Here is a 23,850-nt window from a genome sequence, read left to right as displayed (position 1 = left end):
GTGACGGCTGCCAATTTCACGGGGGATTGTTGATGGCACCGTCCATGAGGCCTGGCCGCCGGGCGCCCGGAAACAGCGCGGCAAAGCAGCGCCGCAACAGGGTCATCGGGGCAGCGTCGCTGGTGGTGGCCGTTGCTGTCGTTGTCACCGGCGCCATTCTCTACCCGGGGTTCAAAACCACCGAAGTGGACCTGAACGACGGCGGCGTGTGGGTGGTCAGCAAGGCCAACAACGCTGCCGGCCGCCTGAACTACCCGTCCAAGTCTCTGGACGGAGCGGTGGTCCCGGCCAGCGACGATTTCGACATCCTGCAGCAAGCGGGCGATATTTTCATCGACGACTCGCGCGGGGCAACCATCAACCCCGTCAGTGCCGCGAACATGCGGCTCGGCGGCGACCAGAAACTTCCGGGCTCCGCGAAGGTGAGCTTCGGCAGCAAAGTCCTGGCTGTCACGGACCCTTCCAAGGGCAAGGTGTGGGCGGTCTCTCCGACATCCGTCAGCGGATTCAGCGACGAATCCAAGCCGCTGATCGAACAATCCGCGGGAATCACCTCCATAGTTGGGGCTGACGACGCCATCCACACCCTGGACCCCAAAACCGGCAAGCTCACCACCACCACAGTGGATGGAGAAGGCAACGCGGTGGACTCCCGGGTCCGGACCGACGACGCCCTCAAAGCTGCCGGTGAGGTCCAGCTGACAGCCGTGGGGGACAAGGCAGTGGTGCTGAACCTGGCCAACGGAAACCTGGTCCTTCCGGGTGGCTCCACTGTTCACCTGGACGATGCCAAGGACGCCAAACTCCAGCAAGCCGGACCCGACGCGGACGCCGTGGCCATCGCTACCAAGAGTGCGTTGCTCCTGCAGCCCCTGGACGGTGGGACGGCCAAGACCGTCAAGCCCGATGGCCAGGGCATTCCTGCGGCGCCCGTCCGCATGGGCAGCTGCACCTACGCCGCCTGGTCCGGAGCCAACAAGTACCTTCGCGAGTGCGCCAACCAGGCTGACAGCCACCGCGCCGATGTACCCAAGGCGAGTGCATCGCCGTCGTACGTTTTCCGCGTGAACCGGGACCTGGTGGTCCTCAACGACGTCAACTCCGGCAACGTCTGGATGGTCAACCAGAACATGCAGCTGGTGAACAACTGGCTGGACGTGATTCCGCCCCAGCAGACCTCAGACGATGCAGACAAGGATTCCGCCGATGAGGTCCAGCAGACAGTACTTCCGGACCGCAGCAAGCCCAACACGCCTCCCGTGGCCAAACCGGACGCTTATGGCGTGCGCGCCGGAAAGACCACGTTGCTTCCCGTCCTGGACAACGACGCCGATTCCGACGGCGATGTCCTGACGGTCAGTGCCGGAGAACCGCTCAAGTCCGGCGCGTTGTCCGCGGTCTACGGTGGAACCGGCTTCCAGATCGCGGTCCCGGCCGGAACCACCGGTTCGGAATCGTTCAAGTACACGGTGGACGACGGCCGTGGCGGGACGGCGTCCGCGGAGGTGGACCTGCGGATTGTGCCGCCGGAAGAAAACAACGCTCCGCAGCCCAAACCCAACCGCAACACCACACTGGTGGTCCAATCGGGCAAGATCGCCAACCAGTACATCCTGACGGACTGGATGGATCCCGACGGCGATGACCTCTTTGCGGTCTCGGCCTCCAGCAGCGATCCCGCGGACCAGGTCCGGATCAGGCCCGATGGCTTGCTCACGTTCCAGGACTCCGGCGCGGGTCCGGGCCGGAAGACGATCAACGTGACCGTCTCGGATGGCTCACTGACCACCGAAGGCCAGATCAGCGTGGACGTCCGCGCTGCCGGGGCACTGCCGCCCATCGCGAACGCGGACCACGTGGTGGCCGTGGCCGGCCAGGACACCGTCATTGCGCCCCTGAAGAACGACACCGATCCGCAGGGCGGCACATTGCGGCTGGCCCAGGCACAGCCCGACGGCCAGTCCACTGCAGTGGTGGGACCGGACCAGCAGACCTTCACGTTCAATTCCACCGCAGTGGGCGCACACTACGTCACGTATATGGTCACCAACGGACCGGCGAGCGCCCAGCAACTGGTTCGCGTGGACGTGGTCTCCGGAAACAGCGACGGCGCGCCGGTAGCCGTTCGCGATATCGCCTTGCTGCCCAGCGGCGGGAGCACGGTTGTGGACGTCCTGGGCAATGACTCGGATCCTGCCGGCGGAGTGCTGGTAGTGCAGTCGGTTACGGCGGCCGATGGCCTTCCGGTCAGCGTGGCGGTCCTGGACCATTCGGTGGTGAAGATTACTGACATCCGGGCCGAGGGCCAGTTGTCGCTGAAGTACACGATTTCCAACGGGAAGTCCTCGGCCACCGGGGACATTTCCGTCCAAGTGGTCCCCGCACCCACCAAGCTGCAGGCTCCGCAGGCCAAGCCGGACGAAGTCACTGTCCGTGCCGGGGATGTGGTGACCATTCCCGTGCTGGAGAACGATACCGATCCCAACGGGGGCGATCTCACCCTGGACCCCGTCCTGGCGCAGCAGCCGGACGAAGCGGATGGGCGCATGTTCGTGGCAGGCAAAACGCTCCGGTTCATCGCCGGCGAAGAGGCCAAGACGGTCTATGCGATCTACAAAGTAAGCAATGCGTCCGGGCAGACGGATTCCCAGCAGGTGACCATCCGGATCCGCGCGCGCGACGATGCTGCGAACACCCGTCCTGAACCGAAGAACCTGACGGCGCGGGTGGTTGCCGGGATGACCGTGCGGGTTCCCGTTCCGCTGGACGGCATCGATGCCGACGGCGACTCGGTGCAGCTGATCGGGATCGACAAGGCACCCTCCCTTGGCACAGCCATCCTCCGGGACGGGTACCTCGAATACACGGCCGGTGGAAAGTCCGCCGGAACAGACACCTTCAGTTACCGGGTCCGGGACAGGATCGGGGCCGAGAACACCGGCACCGTGATCGTAGGAATCGCCCCCGCGGAAGCGGACAACCAGAAGCCGATCGCCGTGGACGACGTCATCGACGTCCGTCCCGGACGGCGCGTCGCCGTCGATGTGCTCAAGAACGACTCAGACCCCGACGGCGATCCCATCGCCTTGGTGCCCACGTTCGAGGCCAAGCCTGAGCTCCAGGTAGAGGCTGCCGCCGGCAAGGCTGTCCTGACGGCGCCTGGCGTGGCCGGGGTGGAAAGTGTCAGCTACCGGATCCAGGATGACAAGAAAGCCGAAGCCAGCGCCGTGATCCGTGTGCAGACCAGTGCCACTGCACCCCTGCACGCCCCCATTGCCGTGGACGACCACGTGACGCTCGCGGAAACGCTCGGCAAGAGCGCCGTGGATGTGCCGGTGCTGAAGAACGATTCCGATCCCGATGGCGTGGCCGAGGACCTGAAGATTTCCCTTCCGGACGGCAACCCGAACGCGCGGGTGGGAACGTCCGGCAACGTGGTGGTTACGTTGGCTCCCGTGGACCAGTTGATTCCCTATACCGTCACGGACATCGACGGACAGTCCGCGACTGCCGTCATGTGGATTCCCGGCCAGGGGCTGCAGTACCCGACGCTGGCCAAGACGGACGTGGTGGAGGTGACCGCCGGCAAGGAAGTGACGTTGTCCCTGGCGGACTACGTCAAGGTCCGGGAAGGTCGAAGCCCCCGGATCACCGTTGCGGACGCCATCAAAGTCCAAGGCGGCGACCCCCTGAATGTCATTGCCGGAAACGGCACGGCGCTCCGTTACGCAGCGCAGGCAGACTACGTGGGGCCAGGCTCCATAACCTTCGAAGTGACCGATGGTTCAGGGCCTGACGACTCCGAGGGCCTGAAATCGACACTGACCATCATCACCAAGGTGCTTCCTGACCCGAACGCCAACCATCCGCCAACATTCAGCGGAGCCTCCATGGACGCGCCCAAGGGCGATACCACCGAACTGGAACTGGGCAACCTTGCCAAAGACGTGGATGAGCAGGACCAGGGCAAGCTCAAGTTCGAGTTCGACGGCCAGCAGCCGGGCGGTTTCGACGCACGCATTGACGGCACTGTCCTGAAAGTCACTCCGGGTGGCTCCCTGAACCCGGGCGCCCGCGGCGTCCTTCCACTGCGCGTCACCGACGGGCGGTCCGAGCCCGTCAAGGCAGCCGTCACTGTCACGGTTGTGTCCTCCAACCGCCCCAAGCCGGTGGCCAATGACGACACCGTGGACAAGGCCGATGCCGGCAAGCCGCAAACGGTCAACGTGCTGGGCAACGACTTCAACCCGTTCAGCGAACCGCTCACGATCGTTTCGGCCGTGACCGAGACGGGTTCAACCGCCGGGCAACCGTCCATATCCGGAGACTCGATTTCCGTGACCCCGGCTCCCGGGTCCAAGGGCGTGCTGGTGGTCAGGTACACCATCAAGGACAAGACGGACGATCCTGGCCGGCAGGCCGTTGGCCGGGTCCGGATCACCGTCCGGGACAAACCTGACGCGCCATCGGCACCGACGGCAACCGACGTCCGGAGCCGCACTGCCGTGCTCAAGTGGGCGCCGCCGTCGGACAATGGCGCGCCGATTACCAAGTACACCGTCAAGTCGGCGGGCTTCCAGCAGGAATGCCCCACCACCACGTGTACGCTGACCGGGCTGACCAACAACGTCAAGTACGTCTTCACCGTGACCGCCACCAACGACGTAGGGGAGTCCCCAGCCTCGGTGGCATCGAACGAGATCAGGCCCGATGAGAAGCCTTCGCCGCCAGCGCCGCCCACGGTCAAAGCAGGCGACAAGGACCTGGCCATCACCTGGACCCCCGCCAAGACCGAGGGCTCGCCCGTGAAGCACTACAACCTGGAAATCTCGCCGCCCCCTGCCAACGGCATTGCGGTGATGAACGACGTGACCGGGCTCAGCTACACCTGGCCCGGCCTCACGAACGGCGTGAAGTACAAGGTGCGGGCCCAGGCAGTCAACGACCTCGGTCCCTCGGACTGGAGCCTGTACTCCGCCGAAGACCACCCGGCGGGCCTCCCCGGTGCCCCCGCGGCGCCGACTACCGCCGTCGTGTCTTCCGTTGGCTCCCAAAACCAGCTCCGGGCCAGTTGGACCGAGCCGGATATCAACGGCGACCCGATCAAGAACTACTACGTCACCATGAGCGGTGGCGGTGGGAGCCCGCAAACCCAGACGGTGGCTGGCAGCGTCCGCACCGCGACGTTTACCGCCAACAACTCCGAAACCGGGTACACGTTCACGGTCCAGGCCGAGAACAAGGCCGGGAAGGGCGGGGTCAGTGCCGCGTCCGCCCCGCGACGGGCCACCGGCAAGCTGGGAACCGTAGGCAACGTCAGCGCAACCCCGGCGAACACGGGGGGAGCGGGCGGACAAGTGACCATCAACTTCACTGTGCTCAACCAGGCCCAGCGCAACGGCTCGAGCGCCAGCGAGGTCAGCTACACTTACCGTGCCAGCACCGGACAATCCGGACCCATCCAGCCGGGACAGACCGTGGGTGGCTTCGCCAATGGACAGGCCAGCAACATCACAGTGACGGCGCAGTCCTCGGTGGCGCCGAGTTCGGATGCGAGTGCGCCGGCATCAGCCACTCCGTACGGGGCGCCGGGAACGCCGTCCGCGTCGGGTACGAACGGTGCCATGAATGATCCATCGGTAACCCTCAATTGGTCTTCGCCGTCCTCAGCAAGCAACGATGTCCGGACCACCAAGATCCGCATCAACGGCGGAGGATGGGAAACCGTGGCGGCCTCGGGCAGCAGGACCATCAACACCGGCGGCTATGAACAGACCCGGACCATTGATGTGCAAACGTTCAACTCCCTGGGCCAAGGTGGACCGGTGGCCAGCGCCAGCGCCAAGTCCGGCAAGAAGGGTGAATGGACCACCACCATGAACCCGGGTGCTGTGCAACGCTCGTGCAGCTACACCCTGGGTGGATCGAACTACGATCCGAACAAGTACACCTGTGACGGCAAGGGCGGCAACCAGCCTCCGTGGATGTACACCTCGGACCAAGGGCAAATCGTCGTCCGTTGTTACATCGACCAGACGGACGGCTGGGTAGGGATGCAGCGCTGGTGGCGGATCGAATCCGGTTCCTACCGCAACGTTGGACGCTACATCATTGCAGGTCACACGTACCTGGGCGATCCAGCAGGCCTCGGAGCACCCCGATGCTGACGCTGACCCCATGGTTGCAGAGCCAAGCCCCGCCGTTACGCCGGGTACTTGTACCCATCGCGCCGCCTGCTGCGAAGACAGTATGCTGTCAAAGCCAATGGAGAGCCCGGTATCGGGTTCCCATGGATGGCCGTGTGGCGTGTGGGATATTCTTAGGCACTGAAAATTCCGCCGCTGTATGGGGGTACTGCGGAATGTCTGGCTGCCGGCGCCTGCCGGTTGGCCTGGAAGCTGCTTCGCGCAACTTGAACACAAAGGGAATTTTGGGGCTGTGACTTCTTTCTTCGGCAAGGACTGGCTGAAAAAGCGTCGAAACAAGAAACTCGTCTCTGCCACAGCCGTGACCGCGGCCGGGGCAGTGCTTGTGGCGTTCGCCGTACTGTACCCGGGCTTCAAGACCACCGAGGTGGACCTGAACGACGGCGGCGTGTGGGTGGTGAGCAAGACCAAGAATGCGGTGGGCCGGTTGAACTACCCCAGCCGCGTCCTCGATGGTGCCGTGACGCCTGCGAGCACCACATTCGACGTCCTGCAGCATGACGGCAATGTCTTTGTGGACGACGAGTCCGGTTCCACCATCAACCAGGTGTCCGCAGCGAACCTGAAGCTCAGCGGCGACAAGCAGCTCCCGTCGTCGTCGCGGGTCAGCTATGGTTCCACCGTCCTCTCGGTGACCGACCCCGCCAAGGGCAAGGTGTGGGCGCTTTCGCCCTCCACCGTCAACGGCTTTGACGAAGAAGGCACCGAGCCGGTCCTCACCGGCTCCCAGGGCATGGTCTCGGCAGTAGGCCAGGACAACCGGATCTACACCGCGGATCCGGGCAAGGGCGAAATCACGGTGACCACCGTTGATGCCAACGGTGAGCGGACCACCTCGGACGTCACCAGAGTGGACGAACTGAAGGGCGCGGGGGACCTGCAACTCACGGTGGTGGGTGACAAACCGGTAGTCCTCGATGCAGGGTCCGGAAACCTCTTCCTGCCCGGCGGGCGGAAACTCAACCTGCAGGACGCCCGCGAAGCCAAGCTCCAGCAGAGCGGCGGGGACAGCGGCTTCGTGGCTATCTCCACGCGGAAGGCGCTGCTGAAGCAACCGCTGGACGGCTCGACGGCGGATACGGTCGCCGCCGGGGGCGAAGGCGTTCCGGCGGCTCCCGTGCAGGTGAACAAGTGCGTCCACGCTGCGTGGGCCGGTGCCAACAAGTACGTCCGTGACTGTGAAAACGACGCTGACGACAAGAAGAACGATGTCCCCAAGGCAAGTGCTTCGCCAAGTTACGTTTTCCGGGTCAACCGTGACCTGGTGGTCCTGAACGACGTCAACTCCGGCAGCGTGTGGCTGGTCAACCAGAACATGCAGTTGGTCAACAACTGGGACGACGTTGTCCCGCCGAAGAACCAGTCCAACGACCAGGACGAAGAATCCGCGGATAACAACACCATCAACGTCCTGCCGGACCGCACCAAGCCCAACAGGCCGCCGGAAACCAAGCCGGACGAGTTCGGCGTGCGTCCCGGCCGGACGTCCATCCTGAGCATCCTGGACAACGACTCGGACCCCGACGGCGACGTTCTCACCGCGGCAGTCGGCGCCAACGGTCCCAAGGCAGGCGCGCTGGAGAGCATCTACGGCGGCTCGGCCTTCCAGATCAAGGTTCCCGCGGAAGCGAAGCCGGGCACGGAGACCTTCGATTACAACGCCTCCGATGGCCGTGGGCTCTCCGCAGGCGGCAAGGTCACCTTGCGTGTGGTTGGACCGGAGGAAAACAAGCCGCCGTTCTTCAAGCGTGCCGAGCCCACCACCATGCTGGTGGAGCAGGGCAAATCGGTCAGCCAGAACATCCTCACCGACTGGATGGACCCCGACGGCGACGACCTGGTGCTGCTCGATGCCAAGGCAGACAATGACCAGGACCAGGTCAAGGTCCGCCGCGACGGCCTGCTCACCTACCAGGACGCAGGCGCCGCGCCGGGCAAGAAGAACGTGACGATTACCGTGTGGGACGGCAGGGCTACCACCACCGGCCGCGTGGTGGTCAACGTGCAGCCACCGGGCGCACTCGCTCCCGTGGTCAATGCCGACCACGTCACTGCAGTGGTGGGCCAGGACCTGGTGATATCGCCACTCAAGAACGACGTGGATCCCAACGGCGGTGCCTTGCGCGTGGCCCACGTGGAGGCGGCAGGCCAGGCCGAGCTGGGCGCCATCACCGATGGCGGCACCTTTACGTTCAAGAGCAACACTCCCGGTCCGGTGTACCTGACGTACATCGCCAGCAATGGCCCGCAAAGCAGCCAGGGCCTGATCCGCGTGGACGTGGAGTCCGGGAAGGATTCCGGCGCGCCGGTGGCGGTTCACGACGTCGCCTTGCTCCCGGTGGGCGGCAGTGTACTCGTGGATCCGCTCGCCAATGACTCCGATCCATCCGGTGGCGTCCTTGTGCTGCAGTCAGTGACGGTCCCGGACGGGTCCACAGCCTCGGTCAGCGTGATCGACCACAGCGTCCTGCGCGTCACGGACGTGCTGGGTTCCAAGGATCCGTTCGTCTTCAGCTACACCATGTCCAACGGCCGTTCCTCGGCCACCGGAACAGTGGGCGTCGTTCCGGTGCCGGCTCCCGCCGTCGTCGAAGCTCCCCAGCCGAAACCCGACGAAGTCAACGTGCGCGTCAACGACGTGGTCACCATTCCCGTGCTGGACAACGACACGCATCCGCAGGGCGAAGAGCTCAAGGTTGATCCGGTCCTGGCCCAGAACATCGTGGAGGAGGACGGCAAGGCGTTCGTGTCCGAGAACACGTTGCGCTTCATCGCAGGACCCACGCCCAAGACCGTGCGCGCCATCTACAACGCGGTTGACCCGCAAGGCCAGAAGAGCGCGGCGGCCGTGACCATCCACATCCTTCCGCTGGAAGGGGCGCAGAACTCGCGCCCGCAACCGCAGAACCTGACGGCCCGCGTGGTGGCCGGAGGAACGGTGCGGATTCCGGTACCGCTGGACGGCATCGATCCCGACGGCGACTCGGTGCAGCTCACCGGCATCGACAGCACCCCCACCATGGGAACCGCGACGGCGGGAAGCAACTTCATCGATTTCGTCGCCGCCGGTGACGGCGCGGGCACCGACTCGTTCCGTTACAAGGTGGTGGACCGCCAGGGCGCGGTCAACACAGGCACAGTGACCGTCGGTGTTGCGCCCCGGGGCGAAAACAACCAAAAGCCCGCCCCCGTGGATGATGAAGTGAAGGTCCGCCCGGGACGCCAGATCGCCGTTGACGCGACAGCCAACGACACCGATCCCGACGGCGACCCCATCCGGATCCTCACGGACAGCATCGAGGCTGACAAGTCCCTCGACGCCCACGTGAGCAAGACCAGTGGCCGCATCCTGGTCACCGCTCCGGCGGTGGAAGGAACAGTGAATGTCCGCTATTCCGTGGCCGATGACCGCGACGCGGTGGGGCAGGCGAGCATCAGGGTGATCGTGAAGAACGACATTCCGCTGCAGGCGCCGATTGCCCGTGACGACCGCGTCACGTCCGCCCAAACCCTGGGCAAGACGGCCGTGGACGTGCCCGTGCTCAAGAACGACGAGGACCCGGACGGCGTGGGGGAGAACCTCAAAGTCAGCACCGACATTCCCACCGCACGGCCAGGCTCCGAGGGCAACGTGATTGTCGAGCTCACTGAGCAGCCGCAGCTTGTGCCGTACACCGTTGAGGACGTCGACGGCCAGAAGTCCACGGCGATCATCTGGGTCCCCGGCGTTGGACAGCAGGTTCCCACGCTCGCCAAGGACGAGGTCATTGAACTCGTCTCCGGCCAGTCCGTCACGGTAAACCTCGCCGAGTGGGTCAAGGTCCGTGACGGGAAGTCGCCCCGGCTCACCCAGGCCGACCGCATCAAGCTGATCGGCGGGGACGGAAGCGATCCCATCGCCAACAACGGAACGGCCATCAAGTACACGGCTGGTGCCGAGTACGTTGGCCCCGGTTCCATCAGCTTCGAGGTCACCGACGGCAGCGGACCCGACGACCCCAACGGTTTGAAGGCCACGCTGAGTATCCGCACCAAGGTGCTGCCCGATCCGAACAAGAACAACCCGCCGGAACTCCTGGGCAGTGACGTCGAGGTGCCCAAGGGCGATTCGGCGAGCCTGGACCTGGGAAAGCTCACGTCCGATCCGGACACCGATGACGTGCAGAACATGGGCTACGAGCTGGTCGGTTCGGTGCCGGGAGGCTTCCGGGCCAGTGTGGACGGCAAGACCCTCAAGGTCTCCGCCGACGACTCCGTCCAGATCGGTCAAAGCGGCACGGTACAGGTCAAGGCCAAGGACCGCCGGGGACTGGAGGCGATCGCCAACTACAAGTTGACCCTCACGGCGTCCAACCGTCCCAAGCCGGTGGCCAACGACGACGTGGAACCGGACGCCCAGTCCGGAAAGCCCGTCACTGTCAACGTTCTGGCCAACGACTCCAACCCGTTCCCGGACACGGCCTTGAAGATCGTCTCCGCCGTTGTGGAAACCGGCCAAGGCACGGCCGAGCCCGGGGGCGACAGCGTCACCGTGACGCCGGCCGGCGGTTTCACCGGGACCATGGTGGTGGCGTACACCATTTCGGACAAGACCGGCGAGTTGTCGCGCTATGCCACGGCCCGTGTCCGCCTGACGGTGAAGGACAAGCCGGCAGCGCCCACCACCCCGCAGGCCCAAAGCGTGGGCGACCAGACAGCGCTGTTGACGTGGACTGCGCCCGCAGACAGGGGCTCACCCATCACCAAGTACACCGTGTACGGCGAGGGTGGCTTCAAGCAGGACTGCCCCGCGAACACTTGTACGCTGACGGGCCTGACCAACAACGTGAAGTACCACTTCGCGGTGACGGCAACCAACGCCATCAACGAGTCCGAAAGGTCGCCGGTCTCGGCCGAGGTCCGGCCGGACGTCAAGCCGGACACCCCGGTGGCGCCGTCGCTGAAGTTTGGCGACAAGCAACTGTCCGTGGCCTGGGTTCCGCCCGCCAGCAAGGGCTCCCCGGTCAAGTCCTACGACCTGGAGATTTCACCGGCACCCGCCGGACAGAACGCGCAGATCCAAAACCTCACCGGTTCCAGTTATGTCTGGAAGGGACTGACCAACGGCGTGGCCTACAAGGTCCGTGTACTGGCGAGGAATGACGCCAAGGAGCCTTCCGAGTGGAGCCCGTACTCTGCTGCCGAGACTCCTGCCGGAATTCCGGCGACGCCGTCCGCGCCCTCAGTCTCGGGGGCTGGATCGGTGGGCACCCAAAGCCAGTTGCGGGTCAGCTGGGCGGCACCGAACAACAACGGTGACGCGGTGTCCGCCTACACCTTGACCACCTACCGCGGCGGCGCCGTCGTCGGTTCCCAATCGGTGGCAGCGACGTCGCAGAACGTGACCGTTGCCAACTCCGAGGCGGACTACACCTTCACCGTCTCGGCAACCAACAAGGCAGGCGTCAGTGGAGTCAGCCAGCAGTCCGCTGCCATCCGCGCCGCGGGCAAGCCGGGGACCGTGGGCAGCGGCTCGGTAGTTGCCACCGGTACAAGCGGGCAGTTGCGCGTGACCTTCACGCCGCTGACGGCTGCCGAACGCAACGGTTCGCAGGACAACGAGATCACCTACCGCTGGCAGACGGCTTCGGGTTCCGGCCCGATCGGCCGCGGCGGTGGGGACATCGGTGGCCAGCCCAACGGCACCAACGTGGTGGTCAACATCATCGCGACGTCGGTCAAGAACAACCAGTCCGGCGACGCCAAGGCAATCGGTACCGGCAACCCGTACGGACCACCGAATGCACCGAACGTCAACGGCGGCAAGTCGGCCAAGGGCGACGGCCAGGTCCACTGGACCTGGAACAATCCGGCCACCAACGGCCGCCCGCTGGACCACTACGAGGTCAGCCTGGACGGCGGCGGCTGGACGGGTGTGGGCAAAGCCAACCGGTTCGATGCCGGAGGCGGAGGCTGGGACAAGCAGCACACCCTGCGGGTGCGTGCCGTGACGGTCGTTGCCGGTCCCGTAGGGAGTGCCAACGCCACCAGCGGCGACGATCCCACGCCACCGCCACCGCCGTCGTCGGAAATCCTGGTGCACAACAACACCTGCCCCGGAAAGCCGGGCCAAGCGGACACCTATAACCCGAGCGGACCGTCGTGCGGCGTTGGTTGGGTGTCCCGGTCAGAGGGCCGGCTGAACATCAACTGCACCAAGGACATCTACAACAACGGCACCCCCTGGTACCGCGTGACCGAAGGCAGCCACCCGGGCTGGTTCGTGAAGTCCACCACCGTGGACCTCTACGGCGCCCGGCCGGGCGGATGCTGATGCGCCCGGCACACCAACAACTTCATCCGAACACCCACACAATGAACAGGATCAACCGATGACCATGACAAACGAGCAGGCCGCGTGGTTTGCAGAGACGTTCGAAAAGCTCGTTGCCAACGTGGGCCAGGCCGTCCTGGGCAAGGAACACGTCATCCGGCTGACCTTCACGGCGATGCTGGCAGAAGGCCACGTGCTCTTCGAGGATGCCCCGGGAACCGGTAAGACCTCCTTGGCCCGTGCTTTGGCGGCAACGGTCCAGGGCTCGCACAACCGCATCCAGTTCACCCCCGACCTGCTGCCCTCGGACGTCACGGGTGTGACCATCTACGACCAGAAGACCCAGAAGTTCGAGTTCCACAAGGGCCCGGTCTTCAGCAACATCGTCCTGGCCGATGAAATCAACCGTGCTTCGCCGAAGACCCAGTCTGCGCTGCTCGAGGTCATGGAAGAGTCCCGCGTCACCGTGGACGGCACCACGTACGACGCCGGGCGGCCGTTCATGGTCCTGGCGACCCAGAACCCGATCGAGCAGGCAGGCACGTACCGCCTGCCGGAAGCACAGCTGGACCGCTTCCTGATCAAGACCTCCATTGGCTACCCGGACCATGCCTCCACCGTGCGGTTGCTGGGCGGCTCCAACCTCAAGGACCGTTCGCGGGACCTCTCGGCCATCATCACCACCCAGGCCGTTGCGGACATGGCCGACCTCGCGGCCACCACGCACGTGGACACCGCAGTGCTGGAGTACATTTCCCGGCTCTGCGAGGAAACCCGCAACGCTTCGGAGACCCGCCTGGGTGTTTCTGTCCGTGGCGCACTGGCCATGGTCCGCGCGGCAAAGGTCTGGGCTGCCGGCCAGGGACGGAACTTCGTCCTGCCGGACGATATCAAGGAACTGGCCCCCGTGGTGTGGACCCATCGACTGGTGATGGATCCGGAGGCGGAGTTCTCCGGTGCCACCCCCGAGGTGGTCCTCACGCGCGTCCTTGCGGACGTCGCCGCCCCGCAGCAACGCGCCAGCGCCTAAGCCTGCGCCAGTCACGGCTCACGCACGAACCACCCGCACCCCGGCACGAACAAAGGTCCACACATGTCCTCCAGCACACCCCTGAACAGGGCTGCTGATTCGCTCAAGCGCGCAACATCGGCGCTTGGCAGCAAGATTCGCTCCCTGGGCGGCTCCGGCAAGGGTACCGGCTCCGGTGCCGGCTCCGGCAACGGGTCCGGCGCCCGGCCGGGCGGCTCACGGCCAGGGAAGCCCGGCAAACTCCATCCCGCAGCCGTGTGGGCCGAAGCCGCAGGGACGCTGGGGGAGGTGCTGGCCCCCGCGTGGGCCACCGTGCGCCGGCTCTGGCTGCGCTTCGTGTGGCCCGTCCTGTCCGTGGTGAGCGTGCTCGGTTGGGTGGTGCTGGCCACGGCCATCGGCTTGTGGATTGCAGGGCAGTCCTGGGGCTGGCAGGAAGCCAAGTCCGCCTCCATGGTGGCATTCCTGTTGTTCGTGTTCGCCATCGTGTTCATTGTTGGCCGCTCGGCCTACGGCGTGGTGCTGGACCTTGCACGCACCCGCGTGGCCGTGGGTGACGATGCCGTGGGCAGCATTGCCGTGTCCAACGTGTCCACGCGCCCGCTGCTGCCGGCCACGCTGGAACTTCCCGTGGGTTCCAACACGGCCATCTTCCACTTGCCGCGCATGAAGCCCGCCCAAGTACACGAGGACTTGTTCACTATTCCCACCGCCCGCCGCGCCGTGATTGTTGTTGGCCCGGTGCGCTCCGTGCGGGCCGATCCACTGCACCTCCTCCGCCGCCGCGTGTTGTGGACCGAACCCGTGGATTTGTTCGTGCACCCGCGCACGGTTCCCCTCGGCGGATCGGCAGCGGGCTTCATCCGCGACCTTGAAGGCATGCCGACTACGGAGCTGTCCAGCGCGGACGTTTCCTTCCACGCCCTGCGCGACTACGTTCCCGGCGACGACCGCCGGCACATCCACTGGAAGACCACTGCCCGCACCAACAAGCTCATGGTCCGTCAGTTCGAGGAGACCCGCCGGGCGCACCTGGCCATTTCACTCTCGATCAACCTGGACGAATATGACTCCGAGGCAGAGTTCGAGATGGCCATTTCCGTGGCTGGCTCCATTGGGCGCCAGGCCATCCGCGAACAGCGCGAGCTGGATGTCATGACGCAAAAAGGCCCCCTCCGCTGCGAAACAGGCCGCAACCTGCTGGACGACATGACCAGGATCGTCGGAGCACCGATGCGGAAGACCGCCGTCGACCTCGCCCGGACCCTGGCCGACACGGTCCCGAACGCCTCCGTGGTGTTCTTCGTGGTGGGCAGCCAGGTGACGGCGACGCAACTCCGTTCGGCGGTTGCCTCTGTTCCGCCCGGAGTCCGCAGCCTCGCCGTTCGCGTCCAACCTGGCGCCGCGCCGTCGCGGGCCAACATCGCGGACCTGACAGTCCTCACCGTGGGAGACCTCGACGACCTCGCCATAGTTCTTCGAAAGGCGGCAGCATGAGCACCGCGCCGAATACCCGCAACCGCCAGCGGCGCGACGGCAGGCCGGATGCCCGCACGCGGAGGCGGGCGGCCAACAGCAGCGCCTCGATCTTCGCCGATGGGCGGCCCCTGTGGCATTTTGCCGTTGACTGCGGTGCCCTCGTGGCGTTGTTGTTCCTGGGCGTGCTGGGCTTCAGCCTGAGCTTCGGCGGGGATGCACGCTACCTGGTGGCCGGATTGGGCGGCATCCTGCTGGGCCTGGGCATCGCGGTGCTGAACGCGCACCTTCGGCTGGGCCTGCTGATCACCACAGCCATGGCCTTCGGCGCCTACATGCTGTTCGGCTCGGCCCTGGCAGTGCCGGACACCGCCGTGCTGGGATTCCTGCCGAGCCTGGATTCGCTGCGCACGCTGTTGCTGGGCATCGTGTTCTCGTGGAAGGACATGTTGACTGTTGGCGTGCCCGTGGGCACCGCGAACGGCATGCTCATTGTTCCGTTTCTGAGCCCGTTGCTGACGGCCCTGGCAGCGGGCCTGCTGGCCTGGCGCCTCAAGAGCCCGTACTGGCCGCTCCTGCCCGTGCTGGCCCTGTTTGTCACGGGCATTGCCTTCAGCACCAGTGCAAGCTTCCTCAACGTCGAGCGTGGTGTTTCCCTCACCATCATTTCGATCGTGTGGGCCACCTTCCGCCGGGACGTGTTGCGCCAGAGCAGCACCCGGATGGTCTCGGCCAACCGGCCGGATCACGACGCCGGTACGGCCCGCCGCGGCAGGCTCCGCCGCCTGGGGACTGCTGCAGCCGTGATCGCCGCCGCCGTCGGCATCACCGCGGTGGCCTCGCCGTTGGTCACCGCGAGCGATGACCGGAAGGTGCTGCGCAACACGATCGTTCCGCCGTTCGATCCCCGCGACTACATCACACCGCTGGCGAGCTTCCGCAACTTCGTGAAGGACCAGAAAGACGAGACGCTCTTCTCCGTCAAGGGCCTGCCCAAGGATGGCCGTGTCCGCCTGGCCGCGCTGGACTCCTTCAACGGCTTGAACTACACCATGGACCCCAACAGTTCGGGCAACTTCAGCAAGGTAGGCGATGCCCGTTCACTGAACACCCTCGCCGACACGGGCAGCCCGGTGGCCAGCACCAACTACACGCTGGACATCACCATCGAGGACTACCAGGGCTACTTCGTCCCCGGCGGACGGCACACCACGGGCCTGGGCTTCCTGCAGAATTCGGAGGCAGCTTCCGGGCTGTACTTCAACGCCGGAACGGACACCGCGGTGACCACCAAGGGCCTGGCCAAGGGTGATGAGTACACCGTCCAGGTTTCCGATCCCGGGATGCTGGAGCACGGGCAGCTCACCCAGTACGACTTTGCCAAGATCACGCTGCCCGACGCGCAGGAAGTCCCGCCGATCGTGGCCTCCCAGGCCAACGAACTCTCCGCCGACGCACCAACGGCGATCGACCGTGTCCGGCAGATCGAAGCGCACTTCCAGAAGAGCGGCGCCTTCAGCAACGGACTCGTTGCCGACGGACAGTTGCCCAGCCTGCCCGGGCACAGCGCTGCGCGCGTACGCAACCTGTTGTCTGCCAAGCAGATGCTCGGTGACGACGAGCAGTACTCGGTGGCCATGTCCTTGATGCTGCGCCACCTGGGTATCCCTTCGCGCGTGGTGATGGGCTTCTATCCTGACCCCAAGAGCCCGGAGAACGGCGCCGGCGATATCAACATCACCGGCAAGGACGTGCACGCCTGGGTGGAAGTCGCCTTCGACCGTGTTGGCTGGGTGGCCTTCGATCCCACCCCGCCCAAGGACAACGTCCCCATTCCGCCGGATCCCGAGACCAAGTCCAAGCCCAAGCCGCAGGTTCTCCAGCCGCCGCCCCCGCCGCAGGAGCCGGCGGACCTGCCGCCGGACTCCACACCGGACGCGCTTGATGCTGACGAGAAGAAGAACAACCCCTGGCTTTTCTGGGGTCCGCTGTTGGCTGCGATCGGTGTTGCGTTGATCCCGATCGGGATCCTCGCCTTGCCGCTGTTGCTGATTCTCCTGTTGAAGGCACGACGCCGGAAGGCCCGGTTCCGGGACGGTCACGCCGCCCAGCGCGTGGGCGGAGGCTGGAACGAAGTCTTGAGCCTGGCTACGGACATGGGTGCCTCGATCGACGGCAAGTCCACCCGGCGCGAATCGGCTTCGGTGATCGCGGAGGCCTTCCCGGTCACCGGAACCACCACCACGTTGTTGGCGCACCGGGCCGATGCTGCTGTCTTCGGCGCCGGCCAGCCCAGCGAAGCCGAGGTTAAGGAGTACTGGGAGATCGTGGATTCGTCACTGGACGGCATCACGGGAAGCGTGGGCTTCTGGAAGAGGCAGCAGGCCCGTTTCTCGCCCCGCTCCCTTCTCTCGGACGGCAGGGCTGCCCTCCGGCGCAGGGACCTGGAGGGGCGGGCTCCGAAGGACCCCGCAGCCAAGGGTCTCCGCGGCAGGCTCGGGTGGTTGTTCACGAAGGGCGGCAAGGGTGGGCAGTGAAGCCGAAGCATGCCCGGCTTGCCGCCACACGGTGCGTCCCGGTGCATCGTTCTGTACCTTCTGCGGCTCCCCGCTGAACAACCGTGGAGCCCGCAGGGACCGGAACGTCAACCACGCCCAGGCGGCTGCACAGGATCCCTTGACCCGGCAGGTCACGCCCGGTGCCGGTAGTATCTCGGTAGTGTCCGCGCCAGCCGGATCCGTTCAACCGTTCCCGGTACAGACGGGAGCCGGTGCCGGCGCAACGTCGAATCCAGGGGGAGGGACCACTTTGACGACGAAGCTTGAACTCGCGCCGGCGTCTGCCGGTAAACGCTTGGGTGCGGCCGTTTTGGACTGGCTGGCTCCTGTCGCTGTGCTTGCCACTACCTTCGCCATCGGCATCGCCGGCATCACCCAGACCCGCCGGAACGGCTTCATTGTCTACGACACCGGGCTGCTGGTCCTGTTGGGCAGCATCGGCCTGGGCTTCACTGTGGTCTACATGATGGTGCTGTTGGCCTTGGAAGCCAAGTCCGGCAACACCATCGGCAACCAGGTGATGGGCATCCGCAGTTCGGATGCTGACGGCTATGCGCCCGGAGCGGGTGCTGTCTTTGTCCGTGGCATCATCACCGGGGGAGTGCTGCTGCTCGGCAGCATAGCGGCCGGCGTGTTCTCCGGTCTGGGACTTATTGGGCTGATGTTGTTCATTGGCCTCCCGTTGATGGGCCTTGGCGTGGTGTGGGCCATCCTGGTGGTGGTCTCCAACGCCTGGGACAGCAACGGCAAGCTCCGGGGCTGGCATGACAAGGCAGCCAAATCGCTGGTGTTCGATGTCCACGCCGGCCGAAACCCCGTGGCGACGGGCGGCATCCAGGGACCTTACAGCTTCGCTCCCGTGGACCTGCCGCCTGTGCAGCCCGTGGCTTCGCCGGTACCCGGTTCGGCAACGGCATCCCAGGTCCCTGGAGCAAAGGCGGCCGCGGTGCCTGCCGCGGCGCCGCACGCTCCCGACGTCCAGCCTTCCCACGACCCCAACCAGTGGCGGCCCCCGGTGGCTCCGCGGCCCGGGAACGCAAGCCCCGGCGTCGTACCTCCACATGCCGCAAGCCCCACGGCTGTGCACCCCGATGATGACCTGGACCGGACCCAGATGCGGCCGGGTGCCGCACGCGTGGAGGCAGTATTGCGGATCCGCGTGGACGACGGGCAGGATGTCCAGCTCGGGGGCACCGTGCTCGTCGGCCGAAACCCCGCACCCCAGCCAGGAGAAGCCACCCAACAGCTGCTCCCGGTTTCCGATCCCGGCCGGTCGATCTCCAAGACCCATCTGCATTTGCGGGTGGACGGCGACGGCGTCTGGGTGACCGACCGCAACTCCACCAACGGCAGCGCGGTCACCACGCCTGACGGCATCCAGACCCGGTTGCATCCGGGCGAGGCCGTTTTTGTTCGACCCGGTTCCACCGTTCACTTCGGGGACCGTTCCTTCCACCTAGGACAAGCATGAACTCACAGCCGGCGAGCCCGGATGCCGACGCCCTTGCCGCCCCCAGTGGCCCCAGTTTCCAGCTGAGCTACGGCTACGGGACGGACCGCGGCCTGCGGCGCGAATTGAACGAGGATTCGTTCATCGCCTCCGATCCCGTCTTCGCAGTGGCGGATGGCATGGGCGGCCACGAGGCCGGGGAGATCGCCAGCGGCATGTGCGTCCGCACCCTGGGCAGCGCTCCGGAACTGGCTACCGGCACCCGTTCGGCGACGGCCGGGGAACTCCAAGCGTGCCTGCTCAAGGCAGATGCGGCCATCCGCAACGCGACCGGTGGCCGGGCCGGGACCACGTTGTCCGGCGTGGTGGTGGTGGAGCAGATGGGCGTGCCCTACTGGCTGGTCATGAACATTGGCGACTCCAGGACCTACCTGCTCAGCCAAGGCGGCTTCTCGCAGGTCAGCGTTGACCACTCGGAGGTCCAGGAGCTGGTGGATTCCGGAGACATCACCCCGGAACAGGCCTCGATCCACCCGCGCCGCCACGTCGTCACCCGAGCCTTGGGTACCGGCGACGAGACCGAGGCAGACTTCTGGCTCTTGCCCATCCAGGAGGGTGACCGCGTGATGGTCTGCTCCGACGGGCTCAACGGAGAGCTCGGCGATGACCACATGTTCCGTGTCCTCAGCACTGTGGCGCACCCCCAGGATGCCGTGGATGCCTTGATCCAGGCAGCGCTCCGCAGCGGCGGCCGGGACAACGTCACGGTGATCGTGGTTGACGCCAAGAACGTGCTGAACGACGCCGGCATTGCCACCACCGCTCCGCGCCCGGAGGTGGAATCCGAGGTGGAGGAAGACACCCTCCCGCGCGCTTGGGTGAACGGTACGGAAGAGCACGGCACCGATGCCGTTGACGCCGGCCCGGAGACCGAGGCCGGTGCAGATGCCAAGCAGTAACAGGCCGATGGTTGCCCGCTACGGCCAGGGTGACTGGTTTGGCGTGGTGCGCCAGGGAACCGTGGTCCTGCTGGGGCCGGACACCCCGGCATCGCTGATCGAAGCGGTGTGGAGTGTGCTGGCGTCCGCGCCGGAAGCCCACGAAGTCCTCCACGAAGTCACCGATGCCTTTGGTGTCTCCCTGAGCCGGATTCCGCCGTTCGGAATCATCGACGCCAAGGACGGTTTGCGGGTGTTCCTCCGCGGCGACCTTGAACTCACGGTCCAGTCCACCGGGACGCCGTCCGGCGCCGGCTCCGGCGGCGAACAGGTCAGCGGCAGGGATGTCACCACGTGGACGGAGCGGCGGTTCAGCTCCGCTGACGCCTACAGCCTGCGGATCGTTTCAAGCACGACGGCGGGTGCCAGCCTGCCGCTGTTGGACGGCTCAACCCTGCCTTTACTTGAAGGTGTAGTGCGCTTGTCCGGCGTGGATGTTGTGCTCACGGACGGGGTGGCCCTTGAAGCGCCGGTACAGCCGGCCGCGGGAGTCACGGCCACAGCGGTGGGGGTCCCGGGCGAGGCCAAGGCGGCTGAAGCGGCGGCCGGGATTCCGAATCAGCCTGGCTCCGAGGCACCGGATTCTCCGGCACCGGTATCCGATGAGACGGTTCTCGGTTACCCCGACGCCGATCTTGGCTTGACCATTGCGCCGCACGCGCTGGCCTTTGGGCAGGGCGAAGAAGACGCGGTGGAAGAGGAGAGCTCGGTGGCACGTGGCGACAGCGCTGGACGCCGTGAAGGATCCGCCCACGGCGGGCCTGCCAGTGAGACGTCGGCAGAAGACGGATCCGGCGAGCCCACACACGAACCGGAAGTAGCCTCGGGTGGCGCGGCGGATACGCCCTCGGCAGTGGTTGAAGGGCTGGAACAGGGAAGTGGCCCGGGTGAGGTGGCAGGCTCGGATCAGGCGGGCGGCTCTGATCAGCCCGGTGGCCCCGAACTTTCGGATGACTCTGATCAGCCCGGTGGCCCCGAACTTCCGGACTCCAACCAGTCCGGACCAGACAAGCCTGCCAACTCCGGCTCCGAGCCCGACGTCTCCGAAGATTCCACCGGAGTTCCCGTGCACACCAGCACCACGGATCCGCTGCTTCCCACCTTGGAAACAACCACCAACTATGACCATTTGTGGGACAAGACGGTGATGCGGAACATCGAGGATGCTGCCGTACGGATCGCGGACGATTCCGATGAGCACGATGTCCCCGCGCCCCCGGCACCCAAGACCACGGATCTAGTTGAGCAGGCCCCGACAGTGGGGGAGCAGGCAGCGGGGGAGCCTGCAGCGAACGGGGGCTCCGGCGTCGTGCCTTCGCCTGCCGCTCCAGCTGGGCCTGCCGCCGCTCCTGCGGAACCGGCGGCCGCCCCCCTCGGCGTGCCCGCTTTGATCGACTCCGTTCCGTGGCTGCGCAGCAGCACCGGAGCGTCGGCGCCGCAGGGTGGGCCCGAAGCACCCGGCCTTGCGGGTCCGCCGGCGGCTGTCCCCGCTTCGCCAGCGCCGCCGGCCCAGTCCATGCCGGAGCACGATCCTGACCATGACGGCCAGACGATCATGAAGAGCAGCGTGGCAGACGACCTTCCCACAGCGGCGACTGCTCCGGACCAAGCCAACGCGCCCGCCGGCAACGGTCCGAGCGTTTTGGCACGAGTGTGCTCCCAAGGCCATGCCAATCCACCTACCTACCCGCAGTGTGCGGCGTGTGGAGTGGCCTTGTCCGGCGACGCGGTGCAGGTTCCCCGGCCGCGGCTGGGCAGGATGCGGTTGTCCACCGGCGAGCTGATTGACCTTGACCAGTCGCTCATCATCGGCCGCCAGCCCTCGGTCTCCCGGGTGCAGGGCGGCACCATGCCGCGGCTCGTCCAAGTTGAGAGCCCTGGCGGGGATATTTCACGCTCCCACGTCGAGGTGCGGCTGGAAGGCTGGCACGTCATGCTCTGCGACCTTAAGGCAACCAACGGCACCGTCCTGATCAGGGAAGGCCAGGCCCCGCGCCGCCTTGCCCAAAACGAGATGGCCATCCTGCTGGACGGCGACATCGCCGAACTGGGTGACAACATTTCATTGCGTTTCGAGGAGATTCTTTGAGTTCCAAGAGGCCCCCCGCGCCGCCTCCCCCCATCCCGGGGTTCAAGTACATCAGCCTGCTCGGCTCCGGTGGTTTCTCCGACGTCTTCCTGTATGAGCAGGACAGGCCGCGCCGTAAAGTTGCCGTCAAAGTGCTGCTTTCCGACCTGAAGACCGAGGGCGCGCGCCGCCGCTTCGAGTCCGAGGCGAACCTGATGGCGCAACTGTCCTCGCACCCGTACATCGTGACCATCTTCGAAGCGGAGATCACCGAGAACGGGCACTCGTACCTCGCCATGGAGTACTGCTCCCGGCCGAGCCTGGATGTCCGGTACCGTCGCCAACGGTTCAGCGTGGACGAGGTCCTGGCCGTCGGCATCCAGGTGGCCTCCGCCGTCGAGACCGCCCACCGGGCCGGCATTGTCCACCGTGACATCAAGCCAGCCAACATCCTGGTCACGGACTACAACCGGCCCGCCCTGACGGACTTTGGCATTTCGGGAACCATCGGTACGGACAGTGATGACGACGCCGGTATGTCCATCCCGTGGTCGCCCCCCGAACAGTTCCGCGGCGGTGCCGTGGATGGTGTTCCCGTGGACATCTGGGCTTTGGGCGCCACGCTCTACACCCTCTTGGCAGGCCGTTCCCCGTTCGTCCTTCCGGGCCAGGACAACTCGCAGCGCGAGCTGATTTCACGGATCACCAACTCGCCCGTGCCGCGGCTGGGTCGGGCCGATGTGCCCGAATCGCTGGAGCTGGTCCTTGCCACGGCCATGGCCAAGTCTCCGGACTCGCGCTACTCCTCGGCCCATGCTTTCGCGCTGGCCCTGCAACGCATCCAGGCTGAACTGAACCTCTCGGTCACGCCGTTCGAGGTCCTCGCCGAACCTGGGCACGGTGATGAGCAGCATCCGGATGACAATGTGGAGGAGACCCGCGTCCGGAGCATCGCTTCGATCGATCCCGATGCCTCGGGAACCGCAACCACCGGCTCGGCTCCCACGTTCCCGGCCCGGACATTCCCTTCCACGATGCCCGGAACCAGTCCGCAGACCACGCGTCCTGGGGCAGCCCGGCAGCAGCCAGCCCAGCCGCAGCCGGCCCAGGCTCCGCAGCTGCCGCCGGCCCAGACGTACCCGCCGCAGTTCCAGATGCCGGATGCCAGATCCATCCGGCCTGCCGAGACGGAACCTGAGACGGCGGAATCCACTGTCCTTCGGGGCTGGCAACCGGCGTCGGACAACCTCGATGCAACCGTCAACCGTTCGGCGCCTGGCGCCGCGCCTGCGGCGGAAGAGGCGTCGCAAGCCGATCACGGCAAACGTAACCTTTGGCTTGCCGTTACCGGCGGCGCGGTCCTGGTTGTCGCCGTCGTGGTTGGCGTGGTGCTGGGCGGTTCGGCGCAGCCCAAGGTGGCACCGACGGAATCGGCGAGCAAGCCACCGGCGGATCCTTTGGGAGACGGGAACGTTCCTGATGTCGCGGGACTCAGCGCGGCACGGGACACCAAGGATCCGAACATTGTGGTCTTCTCCTGGAAAAACCCCCAGCCAGGGAAGGACGACTCCTATAAATGGCGGACCAAATCGGCCAAGGCAGATGGTGCGTACCAAACCACGGGCATCGAGAAGGCTTTTGTCTCGGGCTTCAGTGAGTTGCCCATCTGCGTCCAGGTCATCATTGTCCGCTCCGACGGTTCCGCTTCGCCCGGTGGTCCTGACTCCATTGCGTGCCTGGAGAAATAACAGGCC

9 protein-coding genes are annotated in these 23,850 nt (G+C 65.8%); all 9 read left to right on the top strand.

Annotated features, from left to right (window positions below; all coding sequences use genetic code 11):
• The first annotated feature begins 32 nt into the window (after window positions 1-32).
• Window positions 33-6,167, top strand: a complete 6,135-nt coding sequence (locus ACIQT2_RS05000) for an Ig-like domain-containing protein (protein WP_402944137.1) — start codon at window positions 33-35, stop codon at window positions 6,165-6,167.
• Window positions 6,168-6,345: 178 nt separating this feature from the next.
• Window positions 6,346-12,519: an Ig-like domain-containing protein gene (locus tag ACIQT2_RS04995; RefSeq protein ID WP_402944135.1), complete on the top strand. Its 6,174-nt coding sequence runs from the start codon at window positions 6,346-6,348 to the stop codon at window positions 12,517-12,519.
• Window positions 12,520-12,577: 58 nt separating this feature from the next.
• Window positions 12,578-13,549, top strand: a complete 972-nt coding sequence (locus ACIQT2_RS04990) for an AAA family ATPase (protein ID WP_400331126.1) — start codon at window positions 12,578-12,580, stop codon at window positions 13,547-13,549.
• A gap of 63 nt (window positions 13,550-13,612) precedes the next feature.
• Window positions 13,613-15,043: a DUF58 domain-containing protein gene (locus ACIQT2_RS04985; protein WP_402944132.1), complete on the top strand. Its 1,431-nt coding sequence runs from the start codon at window positions 13,613-13,615 to the stop codon at window positions 15,041-15,043.
• Window positions 15,040-17,559 (top strand): transglutaminase family protein, encoded by a 2,520-nt coding sequence (locus ACIQT2_RS04980; RefSeq protein ID WP_402944131.1) that lies wholly within the window; start codon window positions 15,040-15,042, stop codon window positions 17,557-17,559. Before ACIQT2_RS04985 ends, ACIQT2_RS04980 begins: the two co-directional genes overlap by 4 nt.
• Window positions 17,549-19,051 (top strand): RDD family protein, encoded by a 1,503-nt coding sequence (locus ACIQT2_RS04975; RefSeq protein ID WP_402944129.1) that lies wholly within the window; start codon window positions 17,549-17,551, stop codon window positions 19,049-19,051. Before ACIQT2_RS04980 ends, ACIQT2_RS04975 begins: the two co-directional genes overlap by 11 nt.
• A complete protein-coding gene (locus ACIQT2_RS04970) occupies window positions 19,048-19,989 on the top strand; it encodes a PP2C family protein-serine/threonine phosphatase (protein WP_400331138.1) in 942 nt (313 codons plus the stop codon). The genes ACIQT2_RS04975 and ACIQT2_RS04970 overlap by 4 nt, the downstream gene beginning before the upstream one ends.
• Complete coding sequence (locus ACIQT2_RS04965; protein WP_402944126.1) at window positions 19,976-22,117, top strand: hypothetical protein; 2,142 nt, start codon at window positions 19,976-19,978, stop codon at window positions 22,115-22,117. Before ACIQT2_RS04970 ends, ACIQT2_RS04965 begins: the two co-directional genes overlap by 14 nt.
• A complete protein-coding gene (locus ACIQT2_RS04960) occupies window positions 22,114-23,844 on the top strand; it encodes a serine/threonine-protein kinase (protein ID WP_402944124.1) in 1,731 nt (576 codons plus the stop codon). The genes ACIQT2_RS04965 and ACIQT2_RS04960 overlap by 4 nt, the downstream gene beginning before the upstream one ends.
• Window positions 23,845-23,850: the final 6 nt, after the last annotated feature.

Origin of the sequence: Paenarthrobacter sp. NPDC090522 (genome assembly GCF_044769225.1) — a bacterium.
Classification (GTDB): Bacteria; Actinomycetota; Actinomycetes; order Actinomycetales; family Micrococcaceae; genus Arthrobacter.
Note: the sequence above shows the minus strand (reverse complement) of the source record. Positions and strands in the feature narration are given on the sequence as shown.